General features: G+C 72.0%; 25 protein-coding genes. 15 read left to right on the forward strand and 10 right to left on the reverse strand.

Annotated elements, in window-relative coordinates; translation table 11 throughout:
• Positions 1-490: 490 nt before the first annotated feature.
• Positions 491-1114 carry an MOSC domain-containing protein gene (locus ACIBP6_RS22380; protein ID WP_397054922.1) on the reverse strand — a complete coding sequence of 208 codons (624 nt, stop codon included), beginning with the start codon at positions 1112-1114 and terminating at the stop codon, positions 491-493.
• A 127-nt stretch (positions 1115-1241) separates the two neighbouring features.
• Between ACIBP6_RS22380 and ACIBP6_RS22385 the strand changes: the two genes are divergently transcribed.
• From ACIBP6_RS22385 to ACIBP6_RS22395, 3 genes are all read left to right on the forward strand, one after another.
• Positions 1242-1730 (forward strand): hypothetical protein, encoded by a 489-nt coding sequence (locus ACIBP6_RS22385; protein ID WP_397054924.1) that lies wholly within the window; start codon positions 1242-1244, stop codon positions 1728-1730.
• Positions 1727-3181: a sensor histidine kinase gene (locus ACIBP6_RS22390; RefSeq protein ID WP_397054926.1), complete on the forward strand. Its 1455-nt coding sequence runs from the start codon at positions 1727-1729 to the stop codon at positions 3179-3181. Before ACIBP6_RS22385 ends, ACIBP6_RS22390 begins: the two co-directional genes overlap by 4 nt.
• Positions 3182-3388: 207 nt before the next feature.
• Entirely contained in the window at positions 3389-4051 is a 663-nt protein-coding gene (locus ACIBP6_RS22395) for a response regulator (RefSeq protein ID WP_397054928.1), read from the forward strand.
• Here the strand turns inward: ACIBP6_RS22395 and ACIBP6_RS22400 are convergent.
• A complete protein-coding gene (locus ACIBP6_RS22400) occupies positions 4011-4328 on the reverse strand; it encodes a hypothetical protein (protein ID WP_132615326.1) in 318 nt (105 codons plus the stop codon). The two genes, ACIBP6_RS22395 and ACIBP6_RS22400, sit on opposite strands and share 41 nt — an antisense overlap.
• A gap of 225 nt (positions 4329-4553) precedes the next feature.
• Here ACIBP6_RS22400 and ccmA point away from each other — a divergent pair, with 225 nt between their 5' ends.
• Both ccmA and ACIBP6_RS22410 read left to right on the forward strand, forming a co-directional pair.
• A complete protein-coding gene (gene ccmA / locus ACIBP6_RS22405; RefSeq protein WP_397054930.1) occupies positions 4554-5177 on the forward strand; it encodes a heme ABC exporter ATP-binding protein CcmA in 624 nt (207 codons plus the stop codon).
• A complete protein-coding gene (locus ACIBP6_RS22410; protein WP_397054932.1) occupies positions 5174-6649 on the forward strand; it encodes a DUF6297 family protein in 1476 nt (491 codons plus the stop codon). Before ccmA ends, ACIBP6_RS22410 begins: the two co-directional genes overlap by 4 nt.
• Here the strand turns inward: ACIBP6_RS22410 and ACIBP6_RS22415 are convergent.
• Both ACIBP6_RS22415 and lepA read right to left on the reverse strand, forming a co-directional pair.
• Positions 6646-7137, reverse strand: a complete 492-nt coding sequence (locus tag ACIBP6_RS22415) for a GNAT family N-acetyltransferase (protein WP_397054934.1) — start codon at positions 7135-7137, stop codon at positions 6646-6648. The genes ACIBP6_RS22410 and ACIBP6_RS22415 overlap by 4 nt on opposite strands.
• A gap of 31 nt (positions 7138-7168) precedes the next feature.
• The gene (gene lepA, locus ACIBP6_RS22420; RefSeq protein ID WP_132615323.1) at positions 7169-8998 is read right to left on the reverse strand and encodes a translation elongation factor 4; all 1830 of its coding nucleotides are present in this window, start codon (positions 8996-8998) and stop codon (positions 7169-7171) included.
• A gap of 56 nt (positions 8999-9054) precedes the next feature.
• On the opposite strand from lepA, the gene ACIBP6_RS22425 reads away from it, so the two are divergent.
• The 6 genes from ACIBP6_RS22425 (at position 9055) to ACIBP6_RS22450 (ending at position 17963) form a co-directional block, all read left to right on the forward strand.
• The gene (locus ACIBP6_RS22425) at positions 9055-10071 is read left to right on the forward strand and encodes a hypothetical protein (protein ID WP_397054936.1); all 1017 of its coding nucleotides are present in this window, start codon (positions 9055-9057) and stop codon (positions 10069-10071) included.
• Positions 10072-10202: 131 nt separating this feature from the next.
• A complete protein-coding gene (gene rpsT / locus ACIBP6_RS22430) occupies positions 10203-10472 on the forward strand; it encodes a 30S ribosomal protein S20 (protein ID WP_132615321.1) in 270 nt (89 codons plus the stop codon).
• Between the two features lie 220 nt (positions 10473-10692).
• Positions 10693-13764, forward strand: coding sequence for an ABC transporter permease (locus tag ACIBP6_RS22435; RefSeq protein WP_397054938.1), 3072 nt, complete (start codon positions 10693-10695; stop codon positions 13762-13764).
• On the forward strand, positions 13761-16355 hold the full coding sequence (locus ACIBP6_RS22440) for an FtsX-like permease family protein (RefSeq protein WP_397054940.1): 2595 nt from the start codon (positions 13761-13763) through the stop codon (positions 16353-16355). Before ACIBP6_RS22435 ends, ACIBP6_RS22440 begins: the two co-directional genes overlap by 4 nt.
• Entirely contained in the window at positions 16352-17278 is a 927-nt protein-coding gene (locus tag ACIBP6_RS22445; protein WP_397054942.1) for an ABC transporter ATP-binding protein, read from the forward strand. Before ACIBP6_RS22440 ends, ACIBP6_RS22445 begins: the two co-directional genes overlap by 4 nt.
• Positions 17271-17963, forward strand: a complete 693-nt coding sequence (locus tag ACIBP6_RS22450) for an ABC transporter ATP-binding protein (protein WP_397054944.1) — start codon at positions 17271-17273, stop codon at positions 17961-17963. Before ACIBP6_RS22445 ends, ACIBP6_RS22450 begins: the two co-directional genes overlap by 8 nt.
• 197 nt (positions 17964-18160) lie before the next feature.
• Here the strand turns inward: ACIBP6_RS22450 and holA are convergent, their stop codons facing one another.
• Complete coding sequence (holA, locus tag ACIBP6_RS22455) at positions 18161-19132, reverse strand: DNA polymerase III subunit delta (protein ID WP_397054946.1); 972 nt, start codon at positions 19130-19132, stop codon at positions 18161-18163.
• Between the two features lie 353 nt (positions 19133-19485).
• Here holA and ACIBP6_RS22460 point away from each other — a divergent pair, with 353 nt between their 5' ends.
• Together ACIBP6_RS22460 and ACIBP6_RS22465 are read left to right on the forward strand one after the other, a co-directional pair.
• On the forward strand, positions 19486-19854 hold the full coding sequence (locus ACIBP6_RS22460; RefSeq protein ID WP_397054948.1) for a hypothetical protein: 369 nt from the start codon (positions 19486-19488) through the stop codon (positions 19852-19854).
• Complete coding sequence (locus tag ACIBP6_RS22465; RefSeq protein ID WP_397054950.1) at positions 19803-20042, forward strand: hypothetical protein; 240 nt, start codon at positions 19803-19805, stop codon at positions 20040-20042. Before ACIBP6_RS22460 ends, ACIBP6_RS22465 begins: the two co-directional genes overlap by 52 nt.
• 237 nt (positions 20043-20279) lie before the next feature.
• Here the strand turns inward: ACIBP6_RS22465 and ACIBP6_RS22470 are convergent, their stop codons facing one another.
• From ACIBP6_RS22470 to ACIBP6_RS22480, 3 genes are all read right to left on the reverse strand, one after another.
• Positions 20280-21425: an RNA polymerase sigma factor gene (locus ACIBP6_RS22470; protein ID WP_397054952.1), complete on the reverse strand. Its 1146-nt coding sequence runs from the start codon at positions 21423-21425 to the stop codon at positions 20280-20282.
• 6 nt (positions 21426-21431) lie between these two features.
• Positions 21432-21839, reverse strand: a complete 408-nt coding sequence (locus ACIBP6_RS22475) for a YciI family protein (RefSeq protein WP_397054954.1) — start codon at positions 21837-21839, stop codon at positions 21432-21434.
• A 278-nt stretch (positions 21840-22117) separates the two neighbouring features.
• A complete protein-coding gene (locus ACIBP6_RS22480; RefSeq protein ID WP_449594941.1) occupies positions 22118-22555 on the reverse strand; it encodes a winged helix-turn-helix transcriptional regulator in 438 nt (145 codons plus the stop codon).
• Between the two features lie 141 nt (positions 22556-22696).
• On the opposite strand from ACIBP6_RS22480, the gene ACIBP6_RS22485 reads away from it, so the two are divergent.
• Positions 22697-23569, forward strand: coding sequence for an aldo/keto reductase family oxidoreductase (locus ACIBP6_RS22485; RefSeq protein WP_397054958.1), 873 nt, complete (start codon positions 22697-22699; stop codon positions 23567-23569).
• Positions 23570-23797: 228 nt separating this feature from the next.
• Here ACIBP6_RS22485 and ACIBP6_RS22490 read toward each other — a convergent pair whose 3' ends face one another.
• Entirely contained in the window at positions 23798-24433 is a 636-nt protein-coding gene (locus ACIBP6_RS22490; RefSeq protein WP_397054960.1) for a TetR/AcrR family transcriptional regulator, read from the reverse strand.
• 372 nt (positions 24434-24805) lie between these two features.
• Between ACIBP6_RS22490 and ACIBP6_RS22495 the strand changes: the two genes are divergently transcribed.
• The gene (locus tag ACIBP6_RS22495) at positions 24806-25633 is read left to right on the forward strand and encodes a hypothetical protein (RefSeq protein WP_397054962.1); all 828 of its coding nucleotides are present in this window, start codon (positions 24806-24808) and stop codon (positions 25631-25633) included.
• Positions 25634-26083: 450 nt separating this feature from the next.
• Here the strand turns inward: ACIBP6_RS22495 and ACIBP6_RS22500 are convergent, their stop codons facing one another.
• On the reverse strand, positions 26084-26884 hold the full coding sequence (locus tag ACIBP6_RS22500; RefSeq protein WP_397054964.1) for a helix-turn-helix domain-containing protein: 801 nt from the start codon (positions 26882-26884) through the stop codon (positions 26084-26086).
• Positions 26885-26899: the final 15 nt, after the last annotated feature.

Here is a 26899-nt window from a genome sequence, read left to right on the forward strand (position 1 = left end):
TGACTCCCTCCTCATCGGCGCTGTACACAGTCCGGCGCCGACCCCTCCATTCCGGGCCCCGAACGTCCGGCCCCTCCCTTTCCCGCCCTGTACGCCCCGGCTCCCCGCCAACACCGCCCCGTGCCGGGACATCGACATCCACCCCCACCACACCTCGCCGGCGCCCTACCCATCCGGCGTTGGCGCCCGCGAGGCCGGCGTCTCGTCCCACTTCTGCCGGGGGCAGCGTCGGCCACGCGGCTTGGGGGGCGGTACGTGCCATCGCGCAACCCCGCCCGCACAGGCAGCGCACGCCTTACCTCCACTCACCCATCGCGGTGCCCTCCGTGCGCCGTCGCCGTTGGCCGACGCGTGGCGGCCAGGTTTCACCGTGCCTGGTCAGCTGTTCGGCTACCTCGGGCGGGCGCGTTCGGCAGGCTCATCCCGCCTGTCGGCGTGGACAGGGTGGTGAGGGCACCGCTGTTCGGTGTCCGATCGGGGCTTGGGCCGTTCAGGTGAGGGTGCGGGCGGCGAGGGCGTCCCACTTGGGGTCGTGGTCCGGGATGGTGAGGATGCGCTGCATGGCGTTCTTGTCGCCGTGGCGGGCTCGGAACGCGTCCGTCACGGTCGCGCCGAGCTCCGGGCGGAAGACGATTTCCACCTCGTCCCCCTGGCCGAGAAGTCCGGGCTCGACCACGCGTAGGTAGGCGCCCGTGCGGCCCGCCGCCGTGAAGCGTTTGAGCCAGCCGGGCTCGTCCATCCAGTTGCGGAACACCACGCATGGGATCCGGGGGCCGGTCACCTCCAGCAGGGCCGTGCCCACCCGCCAGCGTTCGCCGAGCAGGGCGCCGTTGAGGTCGACGCCGGACGTGGTGAGGTTCTCGCCGAACTGGCCCGCGCGCAACGGCCTGCCCAGCTCGGACGCCCACCAGTCGTAGTCCTCCCTGGCGTAGGAGTAGACGGCATGGTCAGGTGAGCCGTGGTGCTTCTTGTCGGCGCGCTCGTCCCCCGCCAGCCCGTGGCCCGTCACCTCGACCCGATGCGTGACCGGCCGCTTGTCGATCGCCGTACGCCCGAGCTTTCCCGCCCAATCAGCCTCGAACGATTGTCCGACGTTCACCGACAAAATGCGCATGCCTGGACGCTAACCGATGGCCGTCTCCCCGGGCGACCCGTTTCCGGCCTCCACCCCAGGGTGGAGATTCGTGCTCTCAACCCGCGGGCCGATCCGGTGCGGCCCTCGCGTCTCTAGCGTCGTTGCCGTGCAAACGACAGAGATCTCCCTCCTTGTCCTCCTCGCCGTCGCGTTCGTCATCTACCGCCAGTTCAGGACCCGCCGCGCGGGCAGGCTCGGCGTGCTCTACACCGCCGGTGCCATGATCGTCGCCGGCGTCGTCATGGGCGGGCTCCTCGACCCGGTGCACCCCGCGCTGAGCCTCGCCCTGTTCGCCGTCGAAGCCCTCGGCGCCGTGGCGCTCGGTGTGTGGCGCGCGGCAACCACACGCGTGTGGCTGGACGACTCGGGCGTCGCCTGGGCGAAGGGCACGGGCTGGACCCTGGTGGCGTGGGTGACCTCGATCGCGGTCCGCCTCGGCCTGTACGCCGCCGGGCAGTGGCTCGGCCTGGCCCCGTCCGCGGGCGGCATCCTGTTGTTCGTCGGCCTCACCATCGGCGTCCAGGCGTACCTCGTCGCCCGTCGCGGACGGGCTCTCATCTCCATGGACGGGCGACCGGATACCGTCGAGAGGTGATTCGCGCGCTTGCCAGGATCGTCCCGTTCGTGCTGCGGGGCGGGGCGGTCGCACTGCTGATCATCGCCCAGGTGCGGTCCGCCCCCGCACCTGGCCCGACCGGCCCGGGCCTGGCCGTCGCGGTCGTCACCGGAGCGCTCGCCGTCACTCTCCTCGCCATCGCGTTCCGGCTGCCGCTGCGCGGCGTCCGCAGACCATCCCAGGGCACCGCGAACCCCGCGCCCGACCTCGCGCCAGAGCCCCTCGAAGGCTCGCATCCGACCGAGCCCCCGCAGCCAACGGACGGCACGTCGCTCCTCACGCCAGGGCACGCGCCGGAGCGCTCGACAGAGCCCCTCAGGGGCTCGCGTCGCGAGCCCTCGCAGGACACGAAGGACCCGTCGCGGGCCGCGGCAGAGGTCTGGCGAGGCGCGGAGACGTCTCACCCCGCACCGGAGCTCTCTCGGGGTGGGGCGGACACGTCGCAGGCTGCGCCTGAGCCCTCGCCACGTACGGCGCGGGCGTCGCGTCTCGCGGCAGGGCTCTCGAAGAGCGCGGCCAAGGCGTCGGTGTTCGGTGTGCCGCTCACGCTGGTGGCGCTTGGGCTGGCGGTGATTCTCTCCGACATCCTCTTCGCCATCAGCCGGGACGGTGCGGCGGTCGGGGCCCTGCTGTTCTGCGTCACCCTCGTGGCGACCCGTTTCCCCCTGCGCCAGTCGATGCCGGTCGGGATCCTGGCCGTCGGGGGACTGCTCGTGGTCGGCGTCCTCGACGGCTTCCCCGCCCAGGACCTCACCGCCATGCTCAGCGTCTGCATGATCTTCCTGATCGCGTACGCGGCCAGGCAGCGCAAGGCCGCCAGGGCGGCCGAGGCACGTGAGGCGGTGCTCGCCGAGCGGGCCAGGATCGCCAGGGAGCTCCACGACATCCTCGCCCACTCCCTCTCGGCCCAGCTCGTCCACCTGGAGGGCGCCAAGCTGCTGCTCCGCGCGGAGCGTACGGCCGAGGCCCTCGACCGGGTGACCCGCGCCCGCGATCTGGCCAAGTCGGGGCTCGACGAGGCCAGGCGGGCGGTGTCGGCGCTGCGCGAGAGCCCTCCCCCGCTGCCAGAGGCGTTGCGCGCGCTGACCGGTGAGTTCGAGAGCGCCACGCAGCAGGAGTGTGCGCTGCGCGTCCGCGGGCTGGAGCGAAGGCTCGCGCCGGAGACCGAGCTCACCCTCATCCGCACCGCCCAGGAAGCGCTCACGAACGTACGCCGCCATGCCCCCGGCAGCCCGGCCACGGTCGAGCTGTCGTGCGATCGGTCGTGGTGCGATCTGCGCGTCACGAACCCGTTCTCGGACGGCGAGGGCTCCCCCGGCGGCGGCCACGGCCTGATGGGCATGCGCGAACGCGCCGAACTGCTCGGCGGCACCCTGATGGCCGGCGAACGGGACGGCTCCTTCCTCGTACACCTGCGAGTCCCGGCATGACGCGGGCGCCGCGCCCCCACGGGCGCAGGCTGGGGACGGCCGACGCAGGAGCGCGACGCGCGGCGGATGCTGCGCCGTCCGGCGCGGCCGATGGAGCGGCCCCCACGGGGCGGGGCGGATGGCGGAGGTCCGGCAGGTGCATGGCCTGGCCCGACACCAGCGGGCCGAACACCAGCATCGGCTGCCCGGACCCCAGGAGGTGACGCCGTGACCAGAGTCGTTGTGGTCGATGACCAGGCCGTGGTGCGGGAAGGGCTGGTGTTGTTGCTCGGGCTGTTGCCGGGCATCGAGGTGGTCGGCTCGGCGGGCGACGGCGAGGCGGCACTGCGGCTGGTCGAGGAAGAACGACCGGACGTGGTGCTCATGGACCTGCGCATGCCGCGCATGGACGGCGTCGAGGCCACCGGCCGCATCCGCGCCGCGTACCCGGAGACCCAGGTCGTGGTGCTGACCACGTATTCCGACGACGACTCCGTCTTCGCCGCGCTGCGGGCGGGCGCGCGCGGTTTCCTCACCAAGGACGCCGACGCCGACGACATCGCCCGGGCCGTCGCCACCGTCGTGCGCGGCGACGCGCAGCTCGACCCGTCCGTGCAGCGGCGCCTGCTGGAGAGCATGGCGCCCACACGGGTGAGGCCCGCCCCGGCGGGACGCGGCGCGGACCTGCCCGACGGGCTGACCCCGCGCGAGGGCGAGGTGCTGGCCCTCATCGCGGACGGCCTGTCGAACGCCGAGATCGCCGGCCGCCTCCATGTCACGGAGGCCACCGTCAAGACGCACATCAACAACCTCTTCGCCAAGGCCCACCTGAGGGACCGGGCCCAGGCCGTCACGTACGCCTACCGTCATGGCCTGGCGCGCCCGAGTTGAGCTGCGACTCCTCGTCGAACCCGGCGAGCTGTAACAACGTCTCCAGCGCCGCCTGCCGGGTCTCCTCGACCGAGGCGCCCCGCTCGCCGAAGCAGTCGGCCGCCACGTCGAGCAGCGCCGTCACCACGGCCGCGTCGGGGTAGGGAACGTCGACCATGACCGTGCCGTCGTCGCCGGCCTCGCCCTCGGCCAGGTGGAGCCGGAGCAGCCGTCTGGCCTCCTCCGCCACTGCCACCCCCAGCACCGCGGCGCGCTCGAAGCGCTCAGAAGCAATCACGTCACCCTCCAGTCGCACAGGCGTTCGAGAAGAGAAGGTAGACGACGGCACCGACAGAATCGCGCCGGAATCCCTTACGCCGCCGGGGATCCGCGTGCGCGCGAGGTCCCATGCGCCGCGCCGCGGAGGACGCGCGCCATGAACTCCCCCGCGGCAAGGGCCGCGCGGCTGACGCACCGAAGATGAGCCCGCGCGGCGGGCGATCCCGCTGGATACGCTCGAACGGTGTACGACGCGATCATCGACCTCGACGGCCTCACGGTCGATCTCGGAGGCAACCCCGTGCTCCGGGGCATGGAACTGCACGTGTCGCCCGGTGAGATCGTGGCGATCGTCGGCCCGAACGGCTCGGGCAAATCGACCCTGCTGCGCTGCGTCGCCGGCCTCCAGCCCGCCACGGACGGGCAGGTCCTGGTGTTCGGGGAGCCGCCGGCCGACGACGCCGGATTCTGGGGCCGGGTGGGGCTGCTGTTCGAGGAGCCGGCCTGGTATCCCGCGCTCACCACGCGCGAACACCTCGAACTCGTGGCCGCCGTGCACGCCGAAGCCCGGATGACGGTGGACGCCGCGCTGGAGGAGTTCGCGCTGGCGGAGCGGGCCGACGCGGTGCCGCTCAACCTGTCCACCGGCCAGCGCCAGCGCCTTTCGCTGGCCGCGACCCTGCTCAGGCCCAGCACGCTGCTGCTGCTCGACGAGCCGGAACGCGGCCTCGACGCCGCCTTCCGCGCCCGCCTGGGCGATCTGCTGGAGGAGTACGCGCATGAGGGCGGCACCGTCCTGATGGCCACCCACGACCCCGGCCTGGCCGAGCGCGCCCGCCGGGTCCCGCCGACGGGGGTGGCCGCATGACCCGCGTCCAGGAGGTACGGACGTATCTGCGCTCGCGCGGGCGCGGAACCACCGGCCTGGCCGACCGCTACGTCGCCGTGTTCGGGATCGCCATGATCGTCGCCGTGGCCGGTCAGCCGGTGTCCGGCGTGCTCGCCGGGCTGGCCGCGCCGGTCGATCCCGCGCGCGTGGGAGCGGGGGCGGCGCTGCTGGCCGTCGCGGTGGCCGGTTTCCTGGCGGCCGCCCGCATGGCGGGACCGCTCTTCGTGCCCCCGGCCGACGCCTCCTGGCTGCTGCTCACGCCGTTGCACCGGCGGAGCTTGCTGAGCCGCACCGCACGGATGCTCGGCCTGGTCGCGCTCGTGGCGGGACTGCTGCTGGGGGTGGCGCTGCTGGCGGTGCTGGGCGCGCCGGACCAGCTCGTGTGGCGGGTGCTCGGCGCTCTGGTCCTCGGCGTGTCGGCGACCGTCGGCGGGATGGCGCTGGCCGTGCTCGGGCAATCGTCGCAGACGTGGCAGTTCTGGCTGACGGCGACGGTGGCCGCGCTGCTCGTGGTGGCCGTGGTGGCCGTGAGCGGGCAACTGCGGACGGTGCTCGCCGTCACAGCCGGCGCTCCCCTGACCGCGGTCGCCGCCGCCGTCGCCGGGGCCGTCGCGGTCTCCGGGATGCTGGCCGGGCGGGCATGGATGTCGCTCGACCGGATCCCGTCGCGCGACCTCGTGACCGCCTCCACCCGGGCCGGCCACGTCGCGGACGCGACCGTGGGGCTGGACCCGAGCGTGTTCACGTGGATCGCCGAGGACACCCACTGGCGCTCCAGGACGCTCGTCTCCCGTCGCTGGCCGAAGCCGCCCGCGCCGCCGGCCCTCGCGTGGACGGAGTGGGTGCGGGTGGCCCGCAGGCCGGGACGGCTGGCGGTCATCGCGGCGACGGCCCCGCTGCCGGCGGTGCTGGCGCAGGCAGGCGCTTCCCCCACGGCTTTCGGCTTCGCGGTGCTGGGCGGGGCGCTGGCGGTGGCGGCCACGGCGGTGTCCGGAGCCCGCCGCGACGCCGACAACCCGGCGCTGGCCCGGTTGATGGGCGTGGGACTGCGCCCCGGACTCGCCGCCCGCGCGGCGCTGCCCGCCCTGCTGAGCGGCGCCTGGGCCGCCGCCGCCCTCGCCCTGAACGTCCCGGACGGCGGCGCGGGGATGTGGTGGGTGTTCGGGCCGCTGATGGCGCCGGCACTGGCCGCGGGGGCGTTGCGGATGGCCAGGCGGCGGCCGATCGACCACTCCCTGCCGGTGATCGAGACGGGTGCGGGCGCGGTTCCGACCGGGGTGCTGCTCTGGGCGGTCGCCGGAGCCGACCTGGCGGCGCTGGGCTGCCTGCCCGCTCTGACCGCGCTGACGTCGCCGTCCGCCGACCTGGGGCCGTACCTGCTGGCCCAGGGGGTGACGGGCGTGGCGGTGCTGCTGGGCTACCTGTGGCGGGCGCGTGCCGCGAAGGGCTAGGCGACGTAGACGTCGCTCGGCACGCCGCCGTACGGGATCGTACGGTCTCTGCGCATGCCCACGCGTTCGGCCACCCGGTGGGACGGCTCGTTGACGTCGCGGATCACCGCCACGACGGGTCCGAGGGCCTTGCCGACGCGCAGGGCGGCGCGGGCGAGCTCGACCGCGTACCCGTGGCCCCAGGCCGACGGGCGGAACCGGTAGTACAGGTTGAGCACCTCGTCGCCGTCCACCATCGCCTGGCGCAGCCCGCCGAAGCCGATCACCTCGTCCTGCTCCTTCAGGCGGGCCGCCCAGTAGCCGATGCCGCGCTGGGACCAGTCGGCCACCCACAGGTCGAGCATGGCCCGGCTCGACTCCCGGTCGGTCACCGGCCCGCCGGGGTGGTACACGCTGGTCCGCGGGTCGGAGTGGATTTCGTGGACGGCGTCCAAATCGTCCATCGTGACCCTGGATAGGACCATGCGCGCCGTATGCACCACTTCCATACTTTTCAGGTTAGTCGTGCAGCGGGCGAATCTACTTCTTGGACTTGTCGGCGTTGGAGTCGGTGGACAGCGCGGCGACGAAGGCCTCCTGCGGCACCTCGACCCGGCCGACCATTTTCATCCGCTTCTTGCCTTCCTTCTGCTTCTCCAGCAGCTTGCGCTTACGGGAGATGTCGCCGCCGTAGCACTTGGCCAGGACGTCCTTGCGGATGGCGCGGATGTTCTCGCGCGCGATCACCCGGGCCCCGATGGCCGCCTGGATCGGCACCTCGAACTGCTGCCGCGGGATCAGCTCACGCAGCTTCTTCGCCATGTCGACGCCGTACGCGTAGGCCTTGTCCTTGTGGACGATGGCGCTGAAGGCGTCGACCGGCTCGCCCTGCAGCAGGATGTCGACCTTGACCAGCTCCGACTCCAGCTCGCCGGCCGGCTCGTAGTCGAGCGAGGCGTAGCCGCGGGTGCGCGACTTGAGCTGGTCGAAGAAGTCGAAGATGATCTCGCCGAGCGGCAGCGTGTAGCGGATCTCGACGCGGTCTTCCGACAGGTAGTCCATGCCGAGGAGCTGGCCGCGCCGCCCCTGGCAGATCTCCATGATCGCCCCGATGAACTCGGACGGCGCCAGGATCGTGGACTTGGTGACGGGCTCGAAGACCTGCGCGATCTTGCCGCCCGTCGGGAACTCCGACGGGTTGGTGACCGTGAGCTCCTTGCCGTCCTCCATGACCACGCGGTAGATCACGTTGGGCGCCGTGGAGATCAGCGACAGGCCGAACTCCCGCTCCAGCCGCTCGCGCACGATCTCCATGTGCAACAGCCCCAGGAAGCCGACGCGGAAGCCGAAGCCGAGCGCGGCCGAGGTCTCCGGCTCGTAGACCAGCGCCGCGTCGTTGAGCTGCAGCTTGTCGAGCGCCTCGCGCAGCTCGGGGTATTCGTCGCCGTCGATCGGATACAGGCCCGAGAACACCATCGGCTTCGGGTGCTCGTAACCGGCCAGCATGTCGCCGGCCGGCTTGGCCGCCGCGGTGACGGTGTCGCCGACACGCGACTGGCGCACGTCTTTCACGCCGGTGATCAGGTAGCCGACCTCGCCCACGCCGAGCCCCAGGGCGGCGGGCTTCGGCTCGGGTGAGATGACGCCGATCTCCAGCGTCTCGTGGGTGGCGTTGGTCGACATCATGAGGATGCGCTCGCGCTTGCCCAGGTGACCGTCGATCACCCGGACGTACGTCACCACGCCGCGGTAGGTGTCGTAGACGGAGTCGAAGATCAGCGCCCGGGCGGCGGCGTCGGCGTCGCCCACCGGGGCGGGCACCGTCGCGACGACGTGGTCGAGCAGCTCGCGCACGCCCTCGCCGGTCTTGCCCGACACCTTCAGCACGTCGGACGGGTCGCAGCCGATCAAACCCGCGAGCTCCTCGGCGAACTTCTCCGGCTGGGCCGCGGGCAGGTCGATCTTGTTGAGGACGGGGATGATGTGCAGGTCGGCGTTCATGGCCAGGTAGAGGTTGGCCAGCGTCTGCGCCTCGATGCCCTGGGCGGCGTCGACCAGCAGGATGGCGCCCTCGCACGCCTGCAGCGACCGTGACACCTCGTAGGTGAAGTCGACGTGGCCGGGCGTGTCGATCATGTTGAGGACGTGGCCGTCCCACGGCAGCCGGACGGCCTGCGACTTGATCGTGATGCCGCGTTCGCGCTCGATGTCCATCCTGTCGAGGTACTGGGCCCGCATGGCGCGGTCGTCCACGACGCCGGTGATCTGGAGCATCCGGTCGGCAAGGGTCGACTTGCCATGGTCGATGTGCGCGATGATGCAGAAGTTGCGGATCAACGCGGGGTCGGTCTGGCCAGGCTGAGTGCGCACCGAAGTCCGTTTCGACAGGGTTGAGGTCAAGCAGTCTTTCATGGTGACATGCCCGGGTGAATGCCCGAACCGTCATCCGGCACGGCCTGCGCGCGCTGGCGCTCGCCTTGGCCGCCGTGGTCGCGCTGGGCGGCCTCCTCGCCGCGGCGCTCCGCCTCCAGTTTACCGGTGCCCCAGCCGCCTGGGCGATGAGCACGGGCCACGACGCCTTGTGGATGGGCCACATGTGGGTGGACGGCCGCCGCACGGAGCGCGACGTGCAAGAGCTCGCCGTACGGCTGCGCGGCACCGGCGTCAAGGACGTGTACGTCCATTCCGGCCCCTTCGAGTGGGATGGACGATTAGACCCCGCCAAATACCCCAACGCACGAAATTTCGTCCAATGGATGCATAAGCACCTTCCCAACGTCCGCGTCTCCGCCTGGCTGGGACAGGCGGTCAAGAACGGCCTCGACCTCGACGACCCCGCCTCGCGCGCGAACGTCCTGGCCGGCGTCGCCGCCGTCATGGCCCAGGGCTACGACGGCGTCCACTACAACTTCGAGCCGATCGGCGACGGCGACGAGGAGTTCCTCGACCTGCTCGAACGCACCCGCCGGCACACGACCCTGCTGTCCACCTCGGTCCCCCAGATCGAGCCGTACGCCGGCATGCGACTGGCGGCGCGAGCGGCCCTCAGCCACGACAAGTACTGGTCCAGGGGCTACTTCAGCCAGGTCGTCGCCCGCGTCGACCAGGTCGCCGTCATGACGTACGACTCCTTCCTGCCGACCCAGTCCCTGTACGGCGGCCACGTCGCCCGTCAGGCCGCGCTGGGCCTGGACCTCGTCCCCGAGGACAAGCAGCTGCTCGTCGGCGTGCCCGCCTACCACGACCATGGCGTGACCTGGTCGGACGCGGCCGAGAGCGTGGCGATGGCGGCCGAGGGGGCACGCCTGGCGCTGTCGGAGCACGGCCGCCGCGAGCGGTTCGGCCTCGCCCTGTACGTCGACTTCGCCGCCACCGAGGACGACTGGCGCGAGTACACGACACGGTGGGTGACCACGGGCTCCGGGGGACGTACACTGTCCTGAGTACCCATTCGCCCAGGCCGTTGATTTGAGCAGCCGTCTGGGTTATTGGTAATCTGTTCAACTGCGTGTGGCGCGCCCTCTCTCGAGCCCGCGCGCCCCATCCATCACCAGACTTTCACCGAGGCTTCTTCGTGGCGAACATCAAGTCCCAGATCAAGCGCAACAAGCAGAACGAGAAGGCTCGTCTGCGCAACAAGGCGGTCAAGTCGTCCCTGAAGACGGCCGTCCGCAAGTTCCGCGAGGCCGCCGAGCAGGGCGACGTCGCGCAGGCCGTCGAGCTGCAGCGGGTCGCGGCCCGTCAGCTCGACAAGGCCGTCAGCAAGGGCGTCATCCACAAGAACCAGGCCGCCAACCGCAAGTCCGCGATCGCTCGGCAGGCCGCGTCGCTGGCCGCCAAGTAGATCCGGGTCGGCGCCGGTCAGGGTGACCGGTCGGCGGGTTCCACAGACGCCGCACTCTTCATGAGTGCGGCGTTTTCTGTATCTCAGCGCCACTTTGTCACGGTTTTGATATCACATCGGCATCGCCGCAGCGTCTCGGCTGCGTCACCGTTGTCTCCGCCACCTTGCTCCCCCACTCACAAGTGCCCGAAAGTGCAGTGAACCGGGGGAAAGGGGACACATGCGGGCGCCGTTGGTCGTCAAAAGGGCGTTCAGCGAACCGTTGCTGCTCTTGGCCGCCTTCGGCTCCATCCTGCTGGCCACCACCACGCTGGTGGCGCTGACGATGTACGCCTCCTCCATCGCCGACGCCGGTGTGCGCAGGACGATGGAGACGGCATCGTACCGGCAGACCGCGACCACCGTCAGCGCGCCCGTGACGGCCGAGACGTTCCCGCGCTTCGACGCGGCCGTACGCGACGCGTTCGCCCGGGCCTACACCCCGCCGCCCGCGATCACCACGAGTTTCCGCTCCGACTCCTATGTCATGCCTGGCCAGGAGGACAGGAAGCGGCCTGAGCTGCTCAGGTTCGGCAGCTACGACGGGTTCGACCGGCACGCCAACCTGATCTCCGGCGCCTGGCCGCGTCCCGGCCGGCGCCCGGTCGAGGCTGCGATCTCGCTGCCGGCCGCCTCGGCGACGGGGTTCGAGGCGGGGCGGGAGTTCACCGTGCGCGGCCGGCTCGACCCGCGCCCGGTCCGGGTCCGCATCACCGGCGTGTTCCAGCTCGACGACCCCTCCGGTGATCGCTGGGCGGGCGAGCAACTGCTCAGCCGGGGTGTCGAGCGCGGCGAGTTCACCACGTACGGGCCGCTGATGGTGGCGCGGGAGACGTTCGTGGCCCGGTTCGCGACGAGCGTCAACGCCACCTGGACGGTCGAGCCCGACCTGCGCGAGGTCACCCCTGAGCAGCTGCGCCCGATCGCCGACGGCATCGCCGGGATCGGCGAACGGCTGAAGGCGGCCGGCTGCGGCCCGTGCGTGGCCGCGGGGGATCTGCCGCGGATGCTCGCCCAGCTCGACACCGCCTCGCTGGTGGCGCGTTCCACCATGCTGATCCCGGTGCTGCAGCTCCTGCTGCTGGCCGGGTACGCGCTGATGCTCACCGCGCGCCTGCTGGCCGACCACCGCCGCATGGAGGTGGCGCTGCTGCGATCGCGCGGCGCGGGCACCGGGCGGCTGGCGGCGCTGGCGGGCGGGGAGGCGCTGCTGGTGGCGCTGCCGTGCGCGGTCGCGGCGCCGTTCCTGGGGCCGCCGCTGCTGGCGCTGGTCAGCGCGCTGCCGTGGGTCAGGGCCTCGGGCGTGCGGCTGGAGCCGTCGGCCGACCTGGGCTCGTTCCTGGTCTCGTCCGGGGTGGCGGTGGCCGCCGCCGTGCTGCTGGCGTTGCCCGCGCTGGCGGGGGCGCGGCGTACGTACGTGGAGGAGCAGTCGGCGCGCGGGCGCGGCGGCGGGCGCGGGCTGGTCGAACGGGCGGGCGCCGACCTGGCGCTGCTGGTCGTGGCCGGGCTCGCCATCTGGCAGCTCCAGCACTACGGCGCGCCCGTGACCGCGACGACGGCCGGTGGGCTCGGCATCGACCCGCTCATCATCTCCGGGCCCGCGCTCGCCCTGCTCACCGGCGGCATGCTGGGCCTGCGGCTGGTGCCGCGCATCTCCAAGGCGGCCGCGCGGCTGACCGCACGGCGGCCGGCGCTCGCCCCCGCGCTCGGGGCCTGGCAGGTCAGCAGGCGGCCGCTGACGTACGCCGGACCGGCGCTGCTGCTGACGATGGCCATCGCGATCGGCCTCGTCTCCATGGCCACGGCGGCCACGTGGCGGGCCTCGCAGCTGGACCAGGCCCGCCACCAGGCGGGCGCCGACCTGCGGCTGTCCGGGCCGTCGGAGGGTCCTGAGCTGGGGGCGCTGGGGCGCGGTACGGCGTTCACCGCGCTGCCGGGCGTCACGGCGGCCTCCCCCGCCTTCCGCGGGCAGAGCGAGGTGAGCGGGGAGATCGCGACGCTGCTCGCGCTCGACGCGGGCAAGCTGGGCGAGCTGTTCCACCTGCGTCCCGACCTGTCGGCGCAGCCGGTCGCGGAGCTGTCACGGGGCCTGGCGGGCTCGCGGGCCGGCCGGCTGGAGCTGCCGGGAAGGCCCGCCACGCTGACCCTAAGGGCCGAGGTGGACGCCGAGCTGCCGCTAAGGCTGGTGCTCACCGACGGGCTCGGCGTCTGGCGCGACGTGTCGCTCGGCGTGCTCCGGCCAGGCGCGAACCGGATGGAGGTCGACCTGCGGGCGCTCGCCGGACGGACGGGGAAGATCACGTATCCGGTGGCGCTGCGCGGGCTGGTCGCGGGCACCGTCGAGGACACCGCCACCCTGCGGCTCACCGGGCTGAGCGCCGACGGGCACGAGGTCGCGCCGCCCGCACTGTCGATGACCGTGCGCGGCGACCGGCCCGCCACGGCCGCCTTCGCGCCGTCGTCCACGCCGGGGCCGCTGCCCGTGGTGCTCACCGCCGACCTGGCCGCCTCCCTCCGACTCGGCGTCGGTCAGGAGGGACGGGCCAGCATCGACCGCCGGATCATGCCGGTCAAGGTCGTGGGCGTGGTGGAGTCCATGCCGACGACCTCGGCGGGGCAGCCGGCCGTACTCGCCGACTGGGAGACGCTGCAGGCGTCGGAGCTGGCCGCGGGGCAGTTGCCCAGGCCCGCCACGGAGTGGTGGCTCGCCACCGGCGACGGCAGCGGCGACGGCAGCGCAGCGACGGACGCGCTCGAGAAGCACCCCGAGTGGGACGTCAGCGCCGTCGACCAGCGGGAGCTGGCCGCCCGCCTGATGGACGACCCCCTCGCGAGCGGGCTGCAGGGGGCGCTGATGCTGGGGTTCGCTGCGGCGCTGGTGTTCGCGGTGCTCGGATTCCTGGTGAACGCGGTGGTCGCGGCGCGGGAGCGGACGGCCGAGTTCGCGATCCTGCGGGCTCTCGGGGTGAGCGCGCGGCAGGTGTTCGGGATGCTGGCCGTGGAGCAGACGTTCGTCATCGGGCTGTCGCTGGTGGCCGGCACCGCGCTCGCGGCGGTCGTCGGGGTGCTGGTGGTGCCGCACGTCGTGCTGACCGGCCAGGCTGCGGCCGCCACCCCGGACGTGCGGCTGGACATCCCGTGGGCGGCCACCGGCGCCATGCTCGTGCTGGTGGCCGGGGTGCTGCTCGCGATCGTCGCCGGGCTGGCGCGGAGCCTGCGCGGTCAAGGGCACGGCCTTCGGGAGGAACAGTGAGAATCGGGCTGCTCGCCCGCGTGCACCTGGGCACGGTGGCCGTGCTCTCCGTGCTGACGCTCAGCGCCTGCGTGCTGGTCGCGGGCCTGCCCAAGGCGGTGCAGGCGTCGTACGACGAGGCGCTGCGGCGCGCGCTGAGCACGGCCCCCGCGGTGACGGCCGACCTGACGGTGACCACGATGTCGCGCGGCGCGGATGAGGACCTGCGCGAACGCGGCCAGTTCGACACCCGCGACCGCCTGTGGCGGGAGATCCTGCCCGCCGCGCTGCGTCCCCTGGTCCAGCCCGCCGGCACCGGCACCAGCCACATGAGCGCCAAGACCACGCTCACGCCGCTGACCGGCACGGGCGGCCGGACGTACCTCAACCTGGGCTGGCTGTCCGACGCGGAGCGGCGGGTGACCTGGGTCGAGGGCCGCGCCCCCGCAGCGCCGTCCACGATGCGGTACAAGGGCGAGCCCGTCCCCGTGTTCGAGGCCGGCCTCTCCCGCGAGGCGCTGCGCAAGACGAACATGCGCGTGGGCGAGACGAAGATGATCGGCGAGTACGACTACGCCGCCGTGAAGATCGTCGGCGCCTTCGAGGCGAAGGACCCCGGCGACCGCTACTGGTCGCACAACTCCGACGTCCCGCATGTCATCGAGATCCTGCCACCCGGCGCGGCGGAGACCGAGAAGCACGTCACCGCGCTGATCTCCGACGTCGAGCTGGGCATGCTCAGCGGCGAGGGGCGCAACCTGACGTACCGGTGGGTCCTGCCGGTGGAGCCGCCGGCGGCGACGGCGGCGGCCGCGCCCGAGCTGCGGGCGGCGGTCGGCGAGTTCGGCCGCGTGGTCGCGCTGCAGTCCACGGGCGCCTCGGGCCCGTACCGTCTGGAGAGCGGGTTCACGGAGCTGCTGAGCGACTTCCTCGCGGCGTTGTCGACCGCGCGGACCGTGATGTACCTCGTGCTCGGCGGGCTGCTCGCGGTCGCGCTCGGCGTGATCGTGCTGGCCGTGCGGCTGCTGACCGACCGGCTGGACCACACGCTCTCCCTGGCGCGGGCGCGCGGCGGGTCGCTGCGGCAGGTCGCAGGAACGGCTGCGGCGCTGACGGCGATCGCGACGGCTCCCGCGGCGGTGGCCGGGTACGCGCTGTCGTCCCTGGTGCCGGGGCCCGTGCTGCCGGTCGTGCACGCCGGGCCCCTCGTCGTGGTGGTCGTGGCCGTCGCCTTCTGCGCCGCGCGCACGGCTCTGACGCATCGCCGGCCGCTGCACGAGCGGCGTGAGGACGTGGTCGCGGCCCGGCCCGGCGCGCGGCGGATCACGCTGGAGGTGCTCGTCGTGGTGCTGGCGCTGGCGGGGGCGTACCTGCTGCGGGCGCGCGGGCTGACGACGTCCGGTGAGCAGGACCCGTTCCTGCTGGTGGTGCCGGTGGCGCTGACGGTCGCGGCGGCGCTCGTCACGTTGCGCTGCTACCCGTACCCGCTGCGGCTGCTCGTGCGGCTGGCCGCGCGGGTGCGGTCCGCGGTGCCGTTCCTCGGGCTGACCGGGGCGGCGCGGGCGCGGGCAGGGAGCGTGCTGCCGGTGCTGGTCCTGCTGCCGGCGCTGGCGGTGTCGGTGTTCGCCGCCGTGGTCGCCGACGGGATCGCGGGCACGCAGCGGCTGGCGTCCTGGCAGCAGGTGGGAGCGCCGATCCGGATGACGTCGGAGATGGAGATCCCCGCTGAGGCGGTCGAGCGGATCCGCCGGGTGCCCGGAGTCGAGCGGGTGGTGCTCGCGCAGACGGGCCAGGTCCAGGTCGGGTTCGGCGGCGAGCGGGCCGAGGCCGTCGCCGTGGACGTGGCCGGATGGCGTGAGATCCTCGACGGCACCCCGGTCGTCCTGCCCCCGCTGTCCGACGGCGCGCTCGTCTCGCCGGAGCTGCGGGGGCGGGGCACGTTCGAGATCGGCTGGCAGTCTCGCGTCAAGCTGGCCACGCGGGGTGTGGTCGAGACGGTGCCCGGTTTCTTCACCAAGGGCAAGTTCCTGGTCGTGCCGCTGGACATCCAGCTGCGGCCGGCCGTGAACACCCTGCTCATCAAGGGGAACGCCGCGCTCGCCGATCTGGCGGCGATCGTCCCGTCGGCGACCGTCGAGTCGCAGGAGCAGGCTCTGGCGGCCATCAGGGACGATCCGCTGACGAGCGCGGTGCGCTGGACGCTGACCGTGGTGACGGCCGCGCTGGCCGCGTACGCGCCGGCCGCCGTCGTGCTCTCGCTCGTCGTCGGCGCGGCCGAGCGGGCCAGGACGGTGTCGTTCCTGCGCACGCTGGGGCTGTCGGACCGGCAGGCGCGGCGGCTGGCCGTACTGGAGATCCTGCCCATGATCGCGGTGACCGCGCTGGTCGGGCTGGGCCTCGGCCTCGTGTTGCCGGCCGCGCTCGGGCCCGGCGTCGACCTGTCCGCCTACGCCGGCGACCTGCCCGTCGGCGACTACTCCCTCGACCTGTTCCTGCCGACCGCGCTGGCGGCCGGGCTCACGGCGGTGGCCGTGCTCGGCGCGTACGCGCACACCGTCGTCAGCCGCCGTCGCGGCCTCGGCGCCATCCTGCGAGTGGGGGACCTCACATGAACCCGACCCTGTCCGACCTGGAAGCCAAGGCCATCCGGAAGAAGGCCGCGTTCGGCGGCGACGCGCACATCGTGTGCGACAACCTCGTCCGCATCTACAAGACCGAGGGCGTCGAGGTCGTCGCGTTGCAGGGCCTGGACCTGTTGATCGACAAGGGTGAGCTGGTCGCCATCGTCGGCGCGTCCGGCTCGGGCAAGTCGACGCTGCTCAACGTGCTGTCCGGGCTCGACGTGCCGACCGCAGGGGTGGCCAGGGTGGCGGGCATGGACCTGCTGTCGATGAGCGCCCGCGACCGGTTGCGGTACCGGCGTTCGATCGTGGGCTTCATCTGGCAGCAGACGGCCAGGAACCTGCTGCCGTACCTCACCGCGCGGGAGAACGTGGAGCTGCCGATGAAGCTGGCCGGCGGTGGCCGGGCGCGGCGGCAGCGCGCGGACGAGCTGCTGGAGCTGCTCGGCGTCGCCTCCTGCGCGGACCGCAGGACGCCCGAGATGTCCGGCGGCCAGCAGCAGCGCGTGGCCATCGCCGTCGCCCTCGCCAACTCCCCGCAGGTCGTCCTGGCCGACGAACCGACCGGGGAGCTCGACAGCGAGACCTCGGAGCAGGTCTTCGACGCGCTGCGCACCGCGAACCGGGAGCTCGGCGTCACCGTGGTCATCGTCACCCACGACCCGCTGGTGGCCGAGCAGGTGGACCGGACGGTGGGCATCCGTGACGGGCGTACCAGCAGCGAGACGCTGCGGCGCGAGGACGCGGAAGGCCGCATCATCGCCGAGGAGTACGCCGTGCTCGACCGGGTGGGGCGGCTGCAGCTGCCGCGCGACTTCATGAACGCCCTCGACATGGAACGGCGCGTGCGCCTCGAACTCGAATCCGACCACATCGGCGTGTGGCCGGCCCGGGAGGAGTCCACTGATGACTGATACACCGCTGGTCGTGGTCGCAGGGCTGCGCAAGGTCTACCGGAGCGGGCCCAAGGAGATCGTCGCGCTGCGGGACGTGTCGTTCTCGATCTTCCCCGGCGAGCTGGTCGCGCTCCGCGGGCGGTCCGGCTCCGGCAAGACCACCCTGCTCAACCAGATCGGCGGCCTGGACCGGCCGGACGCCGGGCGGGTCGTCGTGGACGGGCACGAGGTGACCGCCATGTCCGAGGACGAGCTGCTCGCGCTGCGCCGTGACGTGGTGGGGTTCGTGTTCCAGTCGTTCGGGTTGATCCCCGTGCTCTCGGCGGCGGAGAACGTGGGCGTGCCGATGCGGCTGAAGCGCATGCCGGTGGCGGAGCGGGAGGCTCGCGTACGGATGCTGCTCGCGCTCGTGGGGCTGGAGAGCCACGTCAACCAGCGGCCCTACGAGCTGTCAGGAGGGCAGCGGCAACGGGTGGCGATCGCCCGGTCGCTGGCCAACCGGCCGCGGCTGCTGGTGGCCGACGAGCCCACGGGGCAGCTCGACTCGCAGACGGGGCGGCAGATCATGGAGCTGCTGCGGGCACTCGTCCGGAGTGAGGGCGTCACGGCGCTGGTGGCCACGCACGATCCGAGCCTGATCACCCTCGCGGACCGCGTCCTGGAGATCACCGACGGCGCCGTCCACGAAACCACCCGCGCCTGACCCGCTGCTCGCGCCCGCCCTGGTGAAGCGTCGCGCCCCGGCGCACGGGACGCCGGCGCGGGACGCCGGCGCGGGACGCCGGGCGCGGGACGCCGGCGCGGGACGCCGGGCGCGGGACGCCGGGCGCGGGACGCCGGGCGCCGGGCGCGGGTCCGGGGTGATCTTGCTTTGCGCCACCGCTGCGGCGAGCGGAGGTGTCAGCGGCCGGTGCGGCTGGACACGATGACCTGGATCGCGTGCTCCAGGGCGTAGGCGGGGTCTGCTCCCCCGCCTTTGACCTGCTCGTCCGCGGTCGCCACGGCCTGGATCGCGCGCGACAGCCCTTCCGGGCCCCAGCCGTTCAGCTGCCGCTTCACCCGATCCGCCTTCCAGGGCGGCATGCCGAGTTGGCCGGCCAGCTGCGGACCGCGCAGGTTACGCGGCGCGCCCGCGACCTTGGCCAGCGAACGCAGCCCGTTGGCCAGCGCGCTCACCAGCAAAACCGGGGAAACACCGGTGCCGAGCGCCCATCGCACCTGCTCCAGGGCCTCGGCCAGCCGCCCTTCGACGGCGGAGTCGGCGACGTTGAACCCGGTGACCTCGGCCCGCCCCTTGTGATAGCGGGCAACGGCTGCGGCACTGATCGTCTTGTCTTCGGTGTCGAACGCCAGCTGACTGCACGCCGCCGCCAGATCGCGCAGGTCGTTGCCCACGGCGTCGAGCAGGGCCTGCGCCGCGTCACCGGAGACCTTCCGCCCGGCCCGCCGGAACTCCGCCTTGACGAACTCCAGCCGCTCCCCCGCCTTGGTGACCTTGCTGATCGTGATCACCTTGGCCCCGGCCTTCTTCACACCGTCGACCAGCGCCTTCCCCTTGACGCCGCCGGGGTGCGCCAGAACGAGAACGGTGTCGTCGGACGGCTGCTTGGCGTAGGCCACGATCTCGGTGATGACGTCCTTCGGCAGGTCCTGCGCCGACCGGATCACCACCACGGAACGGTCGCCGAAGAGCGACGGCGAGGTCATCTGGGCCAGCTCACCTGTCGTGACCTTGCCACCCAGCAGATCATGCATCTCGGCGCTGGGATCGGCCGCGCGCGCGGCCGCGACGATCTCGCCCACGGCCCGCTCGGCCAGCAGCTCCTCATCGCCGACGACCAAGGTCACAGGTGCTGGATCGGTTCCCGCCATGCCACGCAGCATGCCACGCCCCACCGACAACCCGGTACTCGACCGCCTGAGGCGCCGGCTCGGCCCCGCGCCTCCATGGACGCCAATTTCACACCAAACCACGCCCTTACCGCGGACGGCCATGTCATACCCGCCCCACGACCGGACGGCTCCGCCGATCCCCGTTTCGGCAACCCGGCGCCCGGCCGGCGGCAGCCCCCTGGCCGGCCCATCCCCGGACCCGCGGGGCCGGGGTGGACAGGCCCGGCCCCTCACCCCGCACCGGGCGGCCACCCCGGAGGCCTGCCGGCGGGCCTGGGCCTGGTGGGAGGCATGGGTCGGCGGGCGGGCCGGAGCGTGGTCCTCAGCCGGGGATGGTGATCGCCTGCGTTCTCGCGCTGGTCCTGCTCGGCGGCGGTGGAGTCGGCGCGTACGCCCTGCTCTCCTCCGGCGGTGAGACCGTGGAGAGCGATGACCACGTGTTTCCCGGCGAGTTCATGGCCGACACCGTGGACTGGGCGCCGTCCATCAAGGCCGCGGGCGAGGTGCGGGCGCCGTTCGGCGGCTGGACCAACGCCATGGTGCACGAGGCGGACATCGCCGCGGTCCTGACAACCGCGCTCCTGGAGGACGGCCACGCCGGCCGCACCTACTGGCCGGCGGGCCCCGAGCCCGTACGACGGGCCGACGGGTGCGCCTCATCGGCGAGGCGTCCGGGCGGGAGATCCGCTTCGTCGCGCTGACTCCCGCCCAGGCCCGCGAGGAGTGGAAGGATGCCTGCCCGCCCGCGGTGATCGAGTGGTTCCTGCAGTTCGGCGACTACCTGAACGACGCTGAGGTGCCGATCTCAACCGACGTCGAGAAGGTGACCGGCCGCCCCGGCCGCACCTTTACCCAGTGGGCCGCCGACCACGCCGACGACTTCCGCTGAGGCCGGCCGGGAGCCCATGACGAGGCGTCACCCGAAGCGGAAATTTCCGGCGAACCACGCGAATCGCTCCCGACGATCACGACGATCACGACGATGGTCTCCGCGCCCGGCTTGGTCCGTGACTGCGCCTCGCACGCGACAGCAGAGGCCGTGCACCCAGACGCCTCGCCGGCTGATCCGGCTCTTCGTGGCCACGGGGCCGCGCCGAGTGCCCGGGGGAAAACCGAGCGCGACCCGTCAGCGACGCCGGCGGGCGTTGAGCCGGGCGGCCTGGCGCGTCAGGTGGTCACGCTCGGCGAGGTTGGGCGCCTTTCGAGCCGCCTCGGCGTACAGCCGTGCCGCCGTCGCGAGGTCGCCGTCGCGCTCGTGGAGATACGCCGCCACCGCGGCGTGGCGCGGCAGTGCGTCGTCCAGCGCCGCGAGCGCCGCCAGGCCGGCGCGCGGTCCGTCGGCCTCGCCGACGGCCACCGCGCGGTTCAGCCGGACGACCGGGCTGTCGGTCAGGCGCGCCAGCTCGTCGTACCACTCGACGATCTGCACCCAGTCGGTCTCCTCGGCGGTGGGCGCGTCAGCGTGGAGTGCCGCGATGGCGGCCTGGGCCTGGAACTCGCCCAGCCGGTCGCGGGCGAGGGCCGCCTGCAGGATCTCCACGCCCTCGGCGATCGACACGGTGTCCCACCGGCCGCGGTCCTGCTCGGCGAGCGGCACCAGGCTGCCGTCCGGCGCGGTCCGGGCGGCGCGCCGGGCGTGGTGGAGCAGCATGAGGGCGAGCAGTCCCGCCACCTCGGGATGGTCGATCGCGGCCGCGAGCTGCCGGGTGAGCCGGATGGCCTCGACGGCGAGGTCGACGTCACCGGAGTAGCCCTCGTTGAAGACCAGGTACAGGACGCGCAGCACGGTGGCGACGTCGCCGGGCTGGTCGAACCGCACGCCCGAGACGGTGCGCTTGGCCCGGCTGATGCGCTGCGCCATGGTCGCCTCGGGCACCAGGTAGGCCTGGGCGATCTGGCGGGTGGTCAGCCCCCCGACGGCGCGCAGCGTGAGCGCGACCGCGGACGACGGCGTCAGCGACGGGTGCGCGCACAGGAAATAGAGCTGGAGCGTGTCGTCCACCGTGGGCGCGGGCCCGGGCGCCGGCTCCTCCTCGATGAGGCCCTCACGCCGGCGACGGGCGGCGGCCGCGCGGGTCGCGTCGAGCCACTTACGCCAGGCCACGGTGACCAGCCAGCCCTTCGGGTCCCGCGGCGGGTCGTCCGGCCACACGCGGACCGCCTCGACCAGCGCGTCCTGCACGGCGTCCTCGGCCGCCGCGAAGTCGGCCCCGCGACGGACGAGGATCCCGAGCACGCTCGGCGTGAGGCTGCGGAGCAGGATCTCGTTCACCTGAGGTCACTCCGAGATGGTGGGCGGCGCGGCCAGGAGCGGGCGCACCTCGATCCACTCGTGGATCGGCTTCCCGCCCGCGCCCGGAGCCGCGGACAACTCGCCGGCCAGCTCGAGTGCCCGCTCGTGGCTGTCGACGTCGATCACCATCCAGCCGGCGATGAGGTCCTTGGTCTCCGCGAACGGGCCGTCGGTGACCGGCGGCCGTCCCTCGCCGTCGTACCGGACGAACGTCCCCTCGGGCGAGAGCGCCTGACCGTCGACGAACTCACCGGTCTCCTCCAGTTGGGCCGCGAAGTCCTGCATGTACTGCACGTGGGCCGAGATCTCCTCCGGCGTCCACTGGTCCATCGGCACGTCGTTGACCGCTGCCGGCGCGCCGCGGTAGTGCTTGAGCAGCAAGTACTTGGCCATCGTGGTTCTCCTCGATACTGGTGCGACCCATTGTGGTCGTTCATCGGGGGGACGGAACCAGCCACGGGTTCTCGACATCGCCGGCCGAAATTCTTTGGCTCTTGTAGCAGCCCACGAAGTCGCGGCATGAGTGCTGCTCGGGCCGCCCGCCATGGCGGGCGGCGACTCGATCGCCCCTGCGTGGCGTCAGGTGGGAGGGATGGCGGCGATGACGGCTCTTCGCAAGTGAGGGTGTGGCGCCCAGAACATGGAGCGGTCGCACGGTTGGATGTGAGTCGTCAGGAGGTGCGAGCGTCGTAGTTCTCGCGGTTTTCGAGGACCTCGGCCATGTGCGTCTGCGCCCAGCTCCTGAGCCCGCGCGTCATGTGGTGGAGCGAGAGACCGAGGTCGGTCAGCTCGTAGGAGACGGTGACAGGGACGGTTGGCGTCACGGTGCGGGTGAGTAGACCATCGCGCTCCAGCGACCGTAGCGTCTGGGTCAGCATCTTCTGGCTGACCCCAGCCAGGAGACGGGAGATCTCGGAGTAACGCATCGCCTTCGGAGCGTCCGCGTGTGCAGCACCGGGCCGGCGAGGGCTGTCGTCGCCGCCCAGCGCACACAGGATCAGGACGACCCACTTGTCCGAGATTCGGTCGAGCAGCCGCCGGCTGGGGCATGCCGCCAGGAACGCGTTGTACTCCGCCTGGGCCTGAGCCCTCTTCTGGGTCGCCTTCATCGTCGTCACTGATTCGCCCCTCTTACCTATGAGTGGGTTACGCACTTCGAAGTGCCTACTTCCTGAAAGGAAGTTTCTCTCCAATGCTGATGCAGGGAGACAGAAGGCGCCACCCCCAAGTGGACGACGAAAGGCAACAAGATGAGCACACCCTCCCTCTCTCTTCCCGGCGGCACCTGGACGCTGGGCGACCTGACCGTCACCAGGTTCGGTTACGGCGCCATGCAACTGGCCGGCCCGTGGGTCATGGGGCCGCCCGCCGATCGCCACGGCGCCCTGGCCGTGCTGCGTGAAGCGGTCGACCTCGGCATCACCCACATCGACACCAGCGACGCCTACGGGCCACGCGTCACCAACGAGTTGATCCGTGAGGCACTGCACCCCTATCCCGAGTCGCTGCACATCGTGACCAAGGTGGGCGCGACCCGTGACGAACAGGGTGGCTGGCCTCCGGCCCGGCGACCCGAAGAGCTGCGCAGCCAGGTCCACGACAACCTCAAGTCCCTCCAGCTCGACGTACTCGACCTGGTCAACCTCCGGCTCGGGAACGCCGAAGGTCCCCAGCCTGGCTCGCTCGCCGAGGCGTTCGAGACACTCGTCGAACTCCAGCAGCAGGGCCTGATCCGCCACCTCGGGGTCAGCAACGCCACCGCGGAGCAGGTCACCGAGGCGCAGGGCATCGCGCCGATCGTGTGCGTGCAGAACATGTACAACCTCGCCCACCGCCACGACGACGCGCTCATCGACCGGCTCGCCGCCGACGGCGTCGCGTACGTGCCCTTCTTCCCCCTCGGGGGCTTCACCCCGCTTCAGTCCTCGGCGCTCTCGGCGGTCGCCGCTCGACTGGAGGCGACACCGATGTCCGTCGCACTGGCCTGGCTGCTGCTGCGATCACCGAACATCCTGCTCATCCCGGGCACGTCATCGACGGCACACCTGCGCGAGAACATCGCCGGCGCGGGACTCTCCCTCTCTCATGAGGACTTGACCGAACTGGACGACATCAGCCGCTGAATGCCCCAGAGCCAACGGCCCACGAGCAATCGGGAACCGATCGGAGGAATCAGCAGGTGCGTGCCAGCGACGTGTCCGCGCCCACCCGGTACGCCGAGGGCCTGCCGCTCGACCCCGCAGGACTGTCTGATCAAACGGCACGGGTACGGCAGGGCGAACTGAGACCTGCTCAGAGAGAGGATCCTTCTTTCGACACTGACGGACCCACGTCCGGCGACAGAGCCAGGGTCAACGTGCAGGTGCGTTGACGGCGTCTTCGGGCCCCGCCGGCCCGATGCCGTCGGTGGCGGCATGAACCTGCAGGAGCCTCTCGACTCCGCGCAGGAAGGTCTCGCAGATCAGCGCCGGGTCGAACAGGCAGCCGGCGGCCATGGCGCCGTCGCGCATCATCACGAAGTGGCGGGCGGCGGGCTCGGCGCCTGTCTGCCGGATCTTGGTCAGCAGTTCCGTGACGGTTTCCAGGAACCATTGGCGGTGGGCGAGCACGGTCTTGCGCACCGGGGACTCGGGGTGGGGAAACTCGGCGGCGGCGTTGAGGAAGGCGCATCCCCGGAAGCCGGGGGACTGGATGCCCTGGGCGATGGACTTGCCGAGGGCTCGGACGGTGGCGGCGGGTGGGAGCCCGGCGGCGACGACCTCGTCCGCCTGGCTCCGCATGGCCCGGTCTACGTCGTTCAGGTAGGCGAGGACAAGGTCCTCCTTGCCCGGGAAGTGCCGGTAGAGGGTGGCCCGCGTCACCTGCGCTTCCGCGACGATGCGATCGATGCCGACGGCGTGGATGCCCTCCGCGTAGAAGAGCCGGGTGGCCGTGTCGAGCAGCCGGGATCGCGCTTCGGACGGCCGGCCTTCGGATTGGCTGCGCATGCCGCCATCCTAGTGGGTAGAACGTTCGGTCTTGACAGCTCCGCCGAAGGTGGCCATGCTGTGACGCGATAGAACGTTCTGTCTTTCGGGGAGTTGTGCCAGTGGCTCGTGCAGGCAAGTACGCACCGCCCCGCTGTCCATCGGTACAGCCGTGGTCACTCCGGTCGGCCTGTCGGCGGCGGTCTCGCCGTCCGGGGCACGGATCTCGGTCCCCCCAGCCTTCGTGAAGCCGACCCGGGCTGCCGCGCCCAAGCCGACCGTCGTCCTCGTGCACGGCGGCTGGACGGGATCACCTGGCTGCGCGACGCCGGCCACCCCGTCATCGCCGCGTCAACTGCGCCGCGTGGCCTACCCATCGGCGCGGTCAAGGACGTGCTGCGCGGCGTCAACGGCCAGATCATCCGCGCCGGAACGAGCGAGGCGGCCGCCGGGCACACCATCTCGTCCTGGCACCCGGTCAGCAGGCAGGACCCGGCCATCGCGCCCGGCGACGAACGCTACCTGACGAAGCGGGCCAAAGCCCGCACCGAAGAGGTGAACTCCCGCCCACTGTCCGGTCAGCCACCTGATCGAGAAGGGGGCCGACCGCAGGACGCGCTGAACCGCTCTCCTCGTCACTCATCCACTGAAAGGATCACCATGAGCACCATCGCTGCTTCACCCGGGATTTCCGGGACCGCGTCCGCATTGCGGCGGCTGTACTTCATCCGGTTCGCGTTCGCCATCGTCTGGGCCCTCGTGATGTTCACGACCGCCTCGCGACTGGGTCCGGTCGCGGTCACTCTGCTCGTGCTCTACCCGCTGTTCGACGTGGCCGCCGCCATCATCGACGCCCGCGCGTCGCGCACCACCGGATCACCTGCCCTGCTGTACGTGAACATCGCGGTCAGCCTGATCACCGCCGTCGGCGTGGCCATCGCCTGCGCGTCCGGTATCCCGGCGGTGCTGCGCGTGTGGGGCGCTTGGGCGGTCGTGGCCGGGCTGGTCCAGCTGATCCTGGGTGTCACCCGCCGCAAGATGGGCGGCCAGTGGCCGATGATCGTCAGCGGCGGCATCTCCGTGCTCGCCGGTGCGTCGTTCATCATCGGTGCCGCCGCGGACAACCCGACACTGATCAACGCGGCCGGCTACGCCATCCCGGGCGGCATCTTCTTCCTCATCTCGGCCTTCCGCCTCGGCCGCGCCGCGAAGGGAAACTGACATGACAGCAACACATACGACGTCGTCGTCCTCGAGCGCGCCATCCACGACCCCACCACAGCCACTCGCCTCTGGCAGCTGTCGGAACCGCTTACCGGCGTCACCCATGCCCTTTCCGCAGCCACAGCGACACGCCTGCCGTAGCGTTCATCGCTTATGAGTACGTCTACAGGACGTCTGTCAGGCGTCGCGGCTATGAGCTCAGAACGCCATTGCCGATGAGTATGAACACGGCGATATGTGCTGACCGATAATCTCCGGCCATGCTCGTGCTGACGCCGTGATACTCGTCATGGCGGCCAGCATCTGGAGGAGTCGCGCCCCGTCGTCGGCATCACACTTCTCGAGATGTAGCCACGACCGGCGAACCTCCGCGGGGACTCTGACGACACTGCCCTGACGCGCGGCGGGTTCCTCCATCTGGGCAGCCGCATCGTGTAGGCAGGCTGTTCAAGGAAGGTCGGGGACGCGTTCGCCGCCCTTCGCAAGGCGCCGGCTTGGCGATGAAGCCGGCCACGCGACGCCGTCGACCGCGAGCCACGGCGCGACGGCCAGGGCCGTGGGCGTGAGCCCGGCAAACGTCGTGACCTCGCGGTGAAGGTGGGACTGGTCGACGTAGCCGCTCTCGGTGGCAACGCGGGCGGCGGCGTGACCCGCCGCGAGAAGGTGGGCGGCGTGGTCGAAGCGCACCAGTCGGGCGGCGCGTTTGGGTGTGATGCCGAGCTGGGAGCGGAAGCGGGACCACAGGCGCTTGCGGCTCCAGCCGACCTCGTCCGCCAGTCCGTCGACCCGCACCCGCCCGCGGCTGGTGAGCGTCCGCCGCCAGGCGTAGGCGACCTGCGGATCGACCGGTGGATGGGCGCCCAGCCGTCGGCCGAGGATGTCCACCGCGATCGCGAACCGTTCGTCCCACGACGCGGCGGCGCGCAGCCTGTCCTCGACTCGCCCGGCGTCGCGGCCCCAGACATCCTCAAGGGCCACCACCGTCCCGCTGAGCTCGGCCGATGCGCCGAACAACGCAGCCGCCGCGACCGGCTCCAGCCGGATCTGGAGGCACTCGCCGACTCCCCAGCCAGTTGCCCGAAGATCGCCGGGGAGGAGCCCGACGACGACACTGCCACGTTCGTGCCGGCCATGGTTTTCGTAGACGACGCCTTCTCCCTCGCTCAGATCGACGAGCAGGGTGACGGACGGGTACGCGACCATGGCGATGTCCACAAAGGCCGGGGCGCGATGGCGGAACCCGGCCATGCTGACCCCCGGCAG

It is taken from the genome of Nonomuraea terrae (assembly GCF_044465245.1).
GTDB lineage: Bacteria > Actinomycetota > Actinomycetes > Streptosporangiales > Streptosporangiaceae > Nonomuraea > Nonomuraea terrae.